The 10803-nt window shown below is 72.6% G+C and carries 10 protein-coding genes and 1 pseudogene; 6 read left to right on the top strand and 5 right to left on the bottom strand.

Going from position 1 to position 10803, the window contains the following annotated elements:
- The 5 genes from OWR29_RS17150 to OWR29_RS17130 all read right to left on the bottom strand — a co-directional run.
- Nucleotides 1-666 (bottom strand): CHASE3 domain-containing protein (locus OWR29_RS17150; protein ID WP_267563864.1); only part of this gene is annotated, 666 nt, incomplete at its 3' end.
- Nucleotides 663-1232, bottom strand: a complete 570-nt coding sequence (locus OWR29_RS17145) for a chemotaxis protein CheW (protein WP_267563863.1) — start codon at nucleotides 1230-1232, stop codon at nucleotides 663-665. The genes OWR29_RS17145 and OWR29_RS17150, both read right to left, overlap by 4 nt.
- Nucleotides 1229-2638: a CheR family methyltransferase gene (locus OWR29_RS17140; protein WP_267563862.1), complete on the bottom strand. Its 1410-nt coding sequence runs from the start codon at nucleotides 2636-2638 to the stop codon at nucleotides 1229-1231. Before OWR29_RS17140 ends, OWR29_RS17145 begins: the two co-directional genes overlap by 4 nt.
- A complete protein-coding gene (locus tag OWR29_RS17135) occupies nucleotides 2635-3135 on the bottom strand; it encodes a chemotaxis protein CheW (protein WP_267563861.1) in 501 nt (166 codons plus the stop codon). Before OWR29_RS17135 ends, OWR29_RS17140 begins: the two co-directional genes overlap by 4 nt.
- Nucleotides 3136-3233: 98 nt before the next feature.
- Nucleotides 3234-4532, bottom strand: coding sequence for an acyltransferase family protein (locus OWR29_RS17130; protein ID WP_267563860.1), 1299 nt, complete (start codon nucleotides 4530-4532; stop codon nucleotides 3234-3236).
- A 301-nt stretch (nucleotides 4533-4833) separates the two neighbouring features.
- Between OWR29_RS17130 and OWR29_RS17125 the strand changes: the two genes are divergently transcribed.
- From OWR29_RS17125 to OWR29_RS17100, 6 genes and pseudogenes are all read left to right on the top strand, one after another.
- Nucleotides 4834-5796, top strand: a complete 963-nt coding sequence (locus OWR29_RS17125; RefSeq protein ID WP_267563859.1) for a CAP domain-containing protein — start codon at nucleotides 4834-4836, stop codon at nucleotides 5794-5796.
- A gap of 131 nt (nucleotides 5797-5927) precedes the next feature.
- Complete coding sequence (locus OWR29_RS17120) at nucleotides 5928-6656, top strand: L,D-transpeptidase (protein WP_267563858.1); 729 nt, start codon at nucleotides 5928-5930, stop codon at nucleotides 6654-6656.
- An 85-nt stretch (nucleotides 6657-6741) separates the two neighbouring features.
- Nucleotides 6742-8049: an efflux RND transporter periplasmic adaptor subunit gene (locus tag OWR29_RS17115; protein ID WP_267563857.1), complete on the top strand. Its 1308-nt coding sequence runs from the start codon at nucleotides 6742-6744 to the stop codon at nucleotides 8047-8049.
- Nucleotides 8046-8711 (top strand): annotated as a pseudogene (locus OWR29_RS17110) (ABC transporter ATP-binding protein); the annotation flags it as partial. The gene OWR29_RS17115 and the pseudogene OWR29_RS17110, both read left to right, overlap by 4 nt.
- Entirely contained in the window at nucleotides 8711-9895 is a 1185-nt protein-coding gene (locus OWR29_RS17105; protein WP_267563856.1) for an ABC transporter permease, read from the top strand. The pseudogene OWR29_RS17110 and the gene OWR29_RS17105, both read left to right, overlap by 1 nt.
- The gene (locus tag OWR29_RS17100; RefSeq protein ID WP_267563855.1) at nucleotides 9892-10758 is read left to right on the top strand and encodes an EamA family transporter; all 867 of its coding nucleotides are present in this window, start codon (nucleotides 9892-9894) and stop codon (nucleotides 10756-10758) included. The genes OWR29_RS17105 and OWR29_RS17100 overlap by 4 nt, the downstream gene beginning before the upstream one ends.
- Nucleotides 10759-10803: the final 45 nt, after the last annotated feature.

Below are 10803 nucleotides of genomic sequence, written 5' to 3'. Positions count from 1 at the left end.
GATGTGCCCGACCGCCGCGCCCACCTCACGCTTCAGGTCGCGGCTGAGTTTCCAGGCCACGGCGGCGGCCGCCCCGATCAGCAGCAGGCCGATGGCGACGATGAAGATGATCGCGGCGGTGGCCCGGTTCGAGGACTCGTCCCGGCGCGCGTCGACCACTGTCGACTGCCGGGCGATGAGCGCCTTGATGCTCTGCTGGACGGCGATGCGGGCCGCCTTCACCTGGTCGTTGCCGGCCAGCTGGTTCACGTTGCGCAGGTCGGTGAGGCGAGCGCGCTGCTCCATGACCGGGCCCAGGATGCCGGCGTGCTTCTCCTCGGCCGCCGAGACGGTGTCGAGCAGCTCCAGCGACTCCGTGTCGGTCATCGACTTGCGCAGGTTCGAGACCTCGTTGAGGAAGTTGGCGCGGTCCTGATTGGTCGCGTTGAGGTACTCGTCGGTCCCGGTGAGCAGGTAGCCGCGGTAGTCGGCGATCCGCGACTCCATCAGGGCGCTCAGCATCTCGGTGCCGACCAGGTTGACCCGGGCCGAGGTGATCACGCTGTCCTTGGTGGTCAGCACGTAGCGCAGGGCGGCCACCGAGGTCGCCGTCATCAGCAGCGTCAGCGCCAGGGTCAGGCCGAAGCCGGCGGCGAGCTTCGTGCCGAAGGTGCGTCCGGCCATCATGGTGCTTCTCCCTCGTCGGTGGCTTGCGCGTGCCCGGCCAGGGCGTGCACCAGGGCCCGCATGGCCGGGATGTCGATGATCGGGCGGCTGCCTCCGGGCAGGTCGACGAGCCCGCGCAGGGTGCCGCCGCGCCCGTGGCCGCCGTCGTCGCCGTCCTCGCCCGTCTCGCGGATGATGTCCGAGGTGGCCGCGCGCACGTGCCCGTCGAGCTCGTGGAAGGCCAGTCCGAGCGGCGGGGTGCCGGCCGCCAGCACCAGCCAGCGCGGAACCTCGGGAACCGGGTGGCCGAGCAGCGCGGCCAGGTCGTAGACGGGCACCACGGCCCCGGCGAACCCGGCCAGGCCGAGCAGCGCGGGCAGTGGTCCGGGCAGGGGCGTCACCGGGCGGTCGGGGTGCACGCCCGAGCTCTGCGAAAGCCTTATCGCGTACGGTCGTCCGCCCGCGCGGATGGTCAGGAGCTCCAGATGCTCCTGGTCGTGGCTGCGGGCCGGCTCGGCGAAGGACTGGTCGAAGTCCCGCCGCAGCCGGCTCAGCCGCCTCGAGACGGAGCCGGAGGGCGCGGTCACGGGTGCACCCCGCACGCGTCGAGCTCGGACCGGCACACCACGGTGAGGGCGATGCGCCCGAAGCCGCCGCCGAACAGCGTGATCCGCTGGTCGTCCTCGCGGGCGAGCAGTTCCAGCGCCCGTTCCAGCTCGCCGGCCGCGGCCCGGTCGTCGCCCTGCCGCCGGGCGAGCTGCCCCAGGCGCATCCGGGGCAGGGCGAAACCCGGGTCCAGGTACGCGGCCAGGCGGTACTGGCCGATCGCCTCGGCCACCGCCGAGCCGTCCTCCAGGCAGAGCCCGAGCAGCTGGTGGGCGTCCGGGTTGAGGCCGTTCTCGTCGCTGAGCCGGCGGGCCAGCGCGATCGCCTCGTCGAGCCGGCCCGACTGGGCCAGCAGCACGCCGTGCAGCAGCCGGTCGCGCTGGCGCACCGGGCCGGAGCGGGGCGCGGCGATCAGCTTGAGCGCATCGGTGAAACGCTCCTGGCGCAGCAGTTCCAAGGCTTGCTCGTACGCGTTGTCGTCGGCCGGCGGCGCGGCTTCCGGCACGTCGGGCCCCGGCGCGGGTTCGGTGCGGGTGGGCAGTGAGGCGATGCGCTGGGCCGGGGGCGGCCCGCCCGTACGGCGGTAGTAGAACGTGCGGTGCGTGTGCCGCAGCTCGAGCCCGGCCGGGTCGCGCCCGAGCGAGTCGGTGTGCCCGAGGAACAAGTAGCCGCCGGGCACCAGCGCCTCGGTCATCCGCTCGACCAGGGCGCGGGTCACGTCCGTGGTCAGGTACATCAGCAGGTTGCGGCAGAAGATCACGTCGTACTGGCCGGGCCGCCACAGCGCCTCGTCGGGCTCGGCCACGTTGGCCCGCTGGAACCGCACCAGCCGGCGGATCTCGTCGACCACCCGGTAGCCGCCGTTCTCGGGCCGGAACCAGCGCCGGCGCACCCCGTCCGGCGTCTCCCGCAGCGACCACGCCGAGTACCAGGCGCCCTCGGCCTTGCGCAGCACCGCCGGGTTGGCGTCGATGCCGGTCACGCTGATGATCCAGTCGGGGTCGGGCCGCACCTGCCGCCCGGTGATGGCCAGCGAGTACGCCTCCTCGCCGGACGAGCAGGCCACCGACAGCATCCGCATCGTCCGCTGGGCCGAGCGGGCGTCGGCGCGCTCGGGCAACGCGTCCTCCCGCAGCGCCGCGAACTGCTCGCCGTGGCGGAAACAGTACGTCTCGGTGATGCTCAGCCGCTCGATGAGCACGGCGCTCTCGGCCTCCCACCGGCGCGCGGCCAGCCGGGCCAGGTAGGCGTCGGCGCTCATCCCGTTGGCGGCCGCCCGCTCGCGCAGCATGGCCCCCAGCGGCTGGGCGTCGTCGTCGGCGAAGGTCCAGCCGAGCAGCCGGGCCAGCAGCTCCCGGAAGCGCGCGACGTGGGCCGGGGCGCTCACGCCGGCTCGCCCGAGTTCACGGCGGCGGCTTCCCACACCTCGTCGGGCACGGCCCGCAGGCTCTGCAGCAGCAGGAGCGGCTCGGCGCCGAGGGTGCCGACACCGGCCACCATCCGGGTGCTGCCCCCGCCGAGCAGGGCCGGGTGGCCGCCGGTGGGCTCGGCCTCGACGATCCGGATGCCGACGATCTCGCCGGTGGCCAGCGCGATGGCGCCCCGCTCGGTGCGCACGGCCAGGTAGCGTTCGGCCTCGGCCGGGCCGCCCCCGAGCAGCCGCGACACGTCGATGACGGGGGTGGGCACGCCGCGCAGCACGGTGATCCCGCGGACGAAGGCCGGGGTGCCGGCCAGGGCCCGGGTCTCCAGCGGGCGCATGGTCTCGATGACCTCGTCCAGCTGGAGGGCGCAGAGCAGCGGACCGGCCCGGAAGACGAGCGCGACCACTCCGGCGCCCTCGACCTCGCCGGTGTGCGCGGGCGCTTGTCCGTACTGCCGCATTCGCTCAGATTAGCGAGACTTCATCCCGCTTATCCGAGATTCCTTCACACGCTTCTCCAGCGCTAGTTCCCGCAGTCCCGTCCCGGCGGGAACAAGCCCTAATTGTCGCGGTCGGGGTGCGGCGGCTCGAACCAGCCTTCCCTCGGCCCGGCCTCCAGCGGGTCGACCCGGCGGCCGGCCACCGGCAGTCCGGGATCGTGCGGCGCCGGCGCATCCTCGGGCGCTGTCGTGCGGGGCAGCGGCGGCCAGTTGGCGGGCGCCCGGGTCATGGCGGCCGCGGCCGAGGAGCGGGCCATCGCCGCGCCGGCCGGCTGCTCGGCCGCCGGCGGTTCCGGTTCGGGCTCGGCGGACGCCGGGGTGACGGCGGGGGCGGTCTGCGGCCACAGGCGGGGGCGGCGGCGGGCGGCGACGTCCTCGGCCCAGCCGAAGGCGAGCATCGCGGCCAGCGTGAGAGCGAACGCCACGACCAGGTCGGTCGCGGCCCCGGCGCGGTCGCCCAGGTCGTCCAGCGCGACCACGGTCAGCACCGGCCACACGGCGGCGATCGCGGTGTTGTGCCACAGATAGATGGTCACGGCCCGCGCGTTGATCACCGATACGGCGTGGTCGAGCGGCTTCACCCGGGCCAGCCAGCCCATCGCCGGCTGCCAGCGCAGCACCACCAGTACGAACGCCAGCGACCACAGGGCCTGCGCCTCGGGCACGTCGTTCAGGTCGTACGTCCCGTAGTCGCGCACGTAGTAGGCGGCCCCGGCCGCCATGGCCAGCGCGATCGGGAAGGCCAGCCAGGGCTTGAGCGCCTTGAGGCGGCCGTCGTGGTGCGCGAACCCGGCGATCCAGCACGCGCCGTAGGTGACGAAGTCCCACAATGCGGAGTCGGCCGTGTCCGGCAGTTCGAAACCGGTGACGTCGAGCCCGGCCATGATCACCAGAGGGAGGGCGACTGCGGCCCAGCCGATGCGCTTCCACAGGGCGAACAGCACCGGCGAGAGCAGCACGAACCACAAGTAGGCGCGGATGTACCAAAGCGGCTCCCAGACGTCCAGGGCCAGGTCGCTACCGGGCGGATCGCCGAGCGGCAGGATCCAGAACGCCAGCCGGGGCAGGCTGAACGGGTGCTCGCCGTCGCTCTCGGCGGCCCAGCCGGCCACCAGCATGACCGGCACCGCGATCAGGCCCAGCAGCCACAGCGGCGGGAGCAGGCGCCGCAGCCGCGAGGCGACCACCTGGCCGGCGTCCCGCTTGGCCAGCGAGGCGGCGGTCAGCGAGCCGGCCAGGGCGAACATGACACCCATGGCGGGCAGCAGGACGGAGAGCCAGGGCCAGCCGAACAGGTGGTAGACGATCACCCGGACGATCGCGGCGGCACGGAGAAGATCCAGGTAGCGATTGCGCACCGCGACGAGGTTGCCAGCGCGGGCCCACGCGGTGCGACCTCCGCACGGACGGGAAGAAAGACCGGGCAGGCTTACCTCGTACGCATGAACTGTCCGGATTGTCTGTGCGTTTGTGCGACGCGTGTGCATGCCCCTGCAGAGGCATAACTCCTGCTGGACGGCCGTGTCGCAGTGATGCCGGCCGAAGCGCCCGCGGTGACGGCGCCAGATCCGCAAGTGACCCGGCCCGGCCTGTGACGTTGACCTCCGGGAGGTGACCCGGAGCGGCCGGGTGGCCGTGGAGGATCGGGGATTACTGGGCATGCGGAAACCAGTCGTGGTGGTCAGCGCGGCGGCGGCGCTCCTGCTGGGGGGCGGCTTCCTGGCGACCTCGGCGGCGGCCGACGAGAGGCCGGACTCGCCGGGCTGGAGCAGCTTCTGGTGGCCGGACCTGTTCGGTGACGAGGACTCGTCGGACGACCAGGCCGGCGACGACATGGCCGTCGACGATGCCGGCGGCGACGAGTTCAGCGGCGACGACGCGGAGCCGTTCTCGGATCGCGGCGCGGGCGAGCAGCCGGTGCTCGACGACGACGGCGAGGAGCCCGGGACGCCGGTCGGGAGCGATGACGGCGACGCCGAGCCGGAGGAGCCGGTCGCGGGCGACGACGGCGACGTCGAGCCCGACGCGACGGTTCCGGGTGATGACGGCGATCGGCGGGTGGAGGAACCGGACGCCGCGCAGCCGGACGGGTATGAGCTCCCGAGCCCGGCTGCGCCCCGGACGCCCGTACAGGAAAAGCCGCAAAAGCCCACGCAGCGCAAGCAAGCCGCCGACGTCATGGTCGGGGCGCGGCGGGCCGTCACCGCGTCCGACGTCTCGCGCAGCCCGTCCGCGCCGATGCAGCAGCGCGTCCTGCGGCTCATCAACCAGAATCGGCGACACGGTGGCTGCCGTCCGTTCACTCTGGACCGCCGGCTCATCGAGGCGGCCAACGAGCACGCGGCCGACATGGCCCGCCGCGACTACTTCGCGCACAAGTCGCCCAACGGCGAGGGTGCGGGGGACCGCGTCGAGGAGGCCGGCTATCGGTGGAAGCGGTACGGCGAGAACATCGCGCGCGGCGCCGACAGCGCGTACGAGGTGGTCAACGGCTGGATGAACAGCCCCAGCCACCGCGAGAACATCCTGGACTGCCGGCTGCACGAGATGGGCGTCGGGCTGGCCATCTCGCGCGACCGCACGCCGTACTGGGTGCAGGATTTCGCCACCCCTAAATCCTGACGAACTTCTCTTAAGCGGCGTGTGCGCGAACCGATGTGACCTACCGGATTCGCGCCACGCTCCTTCCCGTGGAGTCGTGTGATGCGTAGCTGTGCTTCTATGTGCGCACACGTTTCTGGGGAGGAACCACAGTGGGATCGAGACGGGTTGCGGCCGCCGTCGCCCTCGCGGCGATGGCCGGCGGCGGGCTCGGCGCGGTGACGCTGTCACCGGCCGGGGCCAGTGCCGCGGTGAGCACTTCGGTGGTCACCAAGGCCGCCGCGGCGAGTTGTTCGACCGGCAAGTACCAGAAGCAGGTCGAGGGCTACATCAACAAGCTCGGCATGTTCGGCAAGACCAAGGTCGACGGCAAGCAGTCCGCCGCCGACTGCAAGATCATCATCAAGTTCCAGAAGCGGTACGGCATCCAGCCCGCCGCCGGTCTGGCCGGTCCCACGACGTTCGACGTGGCCAAGCGCCTGGCGTCGACCAAAGTCGCGGCGTGCAAGCCCAAGAAGTCGGGCTACACGTTCTGCGTCAACCTGACGCAGCAGACGTCGTGGATCATGAAGAACGGCAAGCAGTTCGCCGCCCCGACGGTCGTCCGGTCGGGCATGAAGGGCTACCGCACGCCGTCCGGCACCTACAAGATCAATAAGCGCACGAAGAAGGAATGGTCCGACCCGTACGAGGTGTGGCTGCCCTACTGGCAGCGCTTCCAGGGCGGCAAGGGCTTCCACCAGACCACGACCTACATTCACGACAAGTGGCGCGGGTCGCACGGCTGTGTGAACCTGCTTCCGAGCGACGCCAAGACGTACTGGAACGTCGGCAAGATCGGGATGACGGTCAAGCTGATCGGGCGTCGTCCCGGCACCTGATCCGTGTGTTGTGAGGAAGGCGGGCCACCACGGGGGGCCCGCCTTCCTCCATTTCTTGTCGGTGGGCCGACATAGAGTGGCGTGCGTGTCTCAACGTTCGCGCCCTTTCGTGCTCGCCGTCGCCGGGGTTCTGCTGGTCTCGTCGACGGCCGCTTCCTGCGGTGACGAGCCGTCCGACGTGCGCCTGGGCGCGGCCGCGCGCGGCACGGTGTCCGAGATCGTCGAGGCGCCCGGCTCGGTGACCGCCCGGGCCGCGGCCACGGTGAGCGCGCCCGCCGCCGGCACGCTGGACGACCTGCGGGTCGAGCCGGGCCGCCGGGTCAGCCAGGGTCAGGTGCTGGCCGTGGTCGACGCGCCCGAGCTCGAGGCGCGGCGCGAGTCGGCCGAGCGGGCGCTCGATTCGGCTTCCTCGTCCTCCGGCGGGGTCTCGTCCGTCAGCTTCTCGTCGACGCGGCACGAGACCGACCGCAAGGCGGCCGAGGCCTTCGACGAGGCCCGGGCGGCCGCCGCCAAGATCACCGATCCGGTCCTGCGCGAGGTGCTGCTCAAGCAGGTCGACGCGGCCAACCAGCAGTACACGGCGGCCTCGGCGGCCGCGGGCCAGGCGCTGCGCTCGGTCGAGCAGGGCGTGGCTTCGCTGAGCGAGGCGGTCGGCTCCTTGTCGGCGGCCCAGCGGCTGCAGGCCCAGCAGGCGTACGAGCTGGCCGACGCGGCGGTCGAGGCGCTGACTCTGCGGGCGCCGGTGGCCGGGGTGGTGCAGTTCGGCGGCACGGCCGGCGCTGCTCCTTCGTCCCTGACCGACCTGCTGTCCTCCGGCGGCGCCCCGGCTGCGCCGGCCACCGGTCTCTCCGGCGTTGACACGGCTGTGCCTCGTGGGGCGTACGTGGCGGCCGGGACGCCGCTGTTCACCGTGGTCGACGTGAGCAAGCTGGGGTTGGTGGCCGAGGTCGACGAGACGGACGTGCTGCTGGTCAAGGCCGGGGTCAAGGCCACCGTCGAGCTGGACGCGGCCACCGGGTCGGAGTACTCGGCCGTCGTGCGCTCGATCGACTTGCTGCCGACCACCTCGGCCCGGGGCGGGGTGTCGTACAAGGTGCGGCTCGACCTCACCGCGGGCCAGGACGCGCCGACGCCCCGGCCCGGCATGAGCGCCGTCATCCGGCTGCAGGTGCGCGAGGCCGACGACGCCGTCACCGTGCCCGCCTCGGCGATCATCAACGTCGACGGGCGCGACACGGTGTGGGCCGTGCAGGGCGACCGCTACGAGCGGGTGCCGGTGACGCTCGGCGTGCAGGGCGAGGACGTCGTCCAGGTCACCGGCGGCCTCGACGCGGGCCAGCGGATCGCCGTCTCGGGGGCCGACGAGATCCAGCCCGGCGACCGGCCCTCATGACCGCGGCCATCGTCGCGACCGAGGTCAGCCGCACGTACGACCTCGACGGCGTCTCGGTGCCGGCGCTGCGCGGGGTGTCGCTGACCATCGAGCCGACCGACTACGTGGCCATCGTGGGCACCTCCGGCTCGGGCAAGTCGACGCTCATGCACCTGCTGGGCGGGCTCGACCGGCCCACCGGCGGCACCCTGCTGATCGGCGGGCGGGACGTGGCCGGGCTCAACCCGGGCGAGATGGCCAAGCTGCGCAACGAGACCATCGGCTTCGTCTTCCAGTCGTTCCACCTGCTCGCCCGCACCACGGCCCGCGACAACGTGGCCCTGCCGCTGGTCTACCGCGGCGTCGGCCGGCGCGAGCGGCGGGCCCGGGCCACCGAGATGCTCGAGCGGGTCGGGCTGTCGCACCGCCTCGACCACCGGCCCAACCAGATGTCGGGCGGCGAGCAGCAGCGCGTGGCGATCGCCCGGGCCCTGGTCACCGGCCCGTCGGTGCTGCTGGCCGACGAGCCCACGGGCAACCTGGACTCGGCCACCGGGCAGTCCGTGCTGGCCCTGCTCGAGTCGCTGAACAGCGAGGGCGTCGCCGTCGTGCTGGTCACCCACGACCGTGAGGTGGCGGCCCGGGCCGACCGGCAGATCGTCATGAAGGACGGCGTGATCATTTGAGACTCGCTGAGGCCTGGCGCGTCGCCCTCGATGCCCTGCGCGCCAACCGGCTGCGCAGCATCCTGACCATGCTCGGCGTCGTCATCGGCGTGGCCGCGGTGGTGGCGCTGGTCGGCATCGGCACCGGCACCAAGGGCCAGATCGAGCAGCAGGTCGAGGGTCTGGGCTCCAATCTGCTGCTGGTCGTGCCCGGCCGCCTCGAAGCGGGCTCGGCTCCCGCCGCGTCCACCATGACCATGGACGACGTCGACGCCGTGGCCCGCGTGGTCGGGGACCGCGACCGGGTGGCCGCCACCATCGCTTCGGGCGAGACGGTGCGGGCCGGTTCCCGCTCGGCCTTCGCCAGCATGCAGGGCGTGCTCGAGAACACGCCGAACGTCTTCGTGCGCCGGCTCGACCGGGGTTCCTATCTGACGCGTACGGATGTCACGACCGGCCGCCGCGTGGCGGTGCTGGGCGCCGGCACGGCCACCGCGCTGTTCGGCGACCGCGACCCGATCGGGCGCCAGATCACCATCGGCGGCGTCCGGTTCCGGGTGATCGGCACGTTCGAACGCCTCGGGCAGAGCCTGGGCGTCGATCGGGACAGCGAAGTCCACGTGCCCGTGACCGCGGCTCAGCGCCTGCTGGGCACCGACCGCATCGACGGCCTGGCCATCCGGGCCCCCGACCGCGAACGCATCAACCGGCTCAGCACGGCCGTGGTCGACACGCTGACCGACCGCCACCCCGACACCGACTTCAGCGCGGTCACCCAGGAACAGATCCTGGGCGTGCTGGGCGACATCCTCGGCGTGCTCACCGGCGTGCTGGCCGCCATCGCCGGGATCAGCCTGCTGGTCGGCGGCGTCGGCGTCTCCAACATCATGCTGGTCTCGGTGCGCGAGCGGACGAAAGAGATCGGCCTGCGCAAGGCGGTCGGCGCCCGCCCCCGCGACATCGGCGTCCAGTTCCTGCTCGAGGCGGTGCTGCTGACCACCATCGGCGGCGTGCTCGGCATGGCCCTCGGCGTGACGTCCGCGCTGCTGGTCGACGCGCTGTCGCCGGTGCCGGCCGCGATCACCTGGTGGTCGCTGGCCCTGGCCTTCGGGGTCTCGGCGATCGTCGGCATCATCTTCGGCGTGGTCCCGGCCCAGCGGGCCGGCCGCCTCGACCCCGTCGTGGCCCTGCGCACCGAATGAGCCGTATCCAGGTGCCGGCGCCGCTCATGGTGCTGACGGCGATCGCCTCCGTGCAGGTGGGCAGCGCGATCGCCACCGGGTTGTTCGACGATCTCAGCGCCTCGGGCGTCACCTTCCTGCGGCTGACGTTCGCCGCGCTGATCCTGGGCGCGATCACCCGGCCCAAGCTGCGGTCGTGGTCGCCGGCGGCGTGGCGGGCGGCGGCGCTGCTGGGCGTGGCCATGGCCGGCATGAACCTGATCTTCTATCTGTCGCTGTCCATGGTTCCGCTGGGCATCGCGGTCACCGTGGAATTCCTCGGCCCGCTGCTGCTCGCCGTCGTGCAGACCCGTCGCCTGCTCGACCTGCTGTGGGCCGGGCTGGCCGCGGCCGGGGTGCTGCTGCTCGGGTTCGACAGCGGGGGCTCGGCGCCGATCGGCGGGCTGGTGCTGGCCTTCGTGGCCGGGCTGTTCTGGGCGTCGTACATCGTGCTGAGCGCCCGGCTCGGCGGTCTCGTGCCCGGCACGGGCGGGCTGGCCGTGTCGCTCGCCGTGGCCGCGGTGCTCGTGCTGCCGTTCGGCTCCGGCGGAGTCACGGGGGTGATCGACCATCCGTCGCTGCTGCTCGGTGTGGTCGCCGTGGCCGTCCTGTCGTCCGTTCTCTCGTACGGGCTGGAACTGAACGCCCTTCGCCGCATCCCTACCCGCGTCTTCGGCATCCTCATGAGCCTCGAGCCGGCCGCCGCCGCGGTGGCCGGCCTGATCATCCTCCGCCAGCGGCTGGGCGCCCTCGAGATCCTGGCCCTCCTGCTGGTGACCCTGGCCAGCGCCGGCGTCACCCTGGCCCAGCGCGAGCGCGCCTCGGCCCGCGCGTCGGGCTCATGAATTCGCCGGGGCGGCCGAACGGTTCAGTGACGAGGGAGGGCGGAC

Origin of the sequence: Paractinoplanes pyxinae (assembly GCF_026626335.1) — a bacterium.
Lineage (GTDB): Bacteria > Actinomycetota > Actinomycetes > Mycobacteriales > Micromonosporaceae > Actinoplanes > Actinoplanes pyxinae.
The sequence above is the reverse complement of the archived record's forward strand: the minus strand, read 5'-3'. Positions and strand labels throughout refer to the sequence as shown.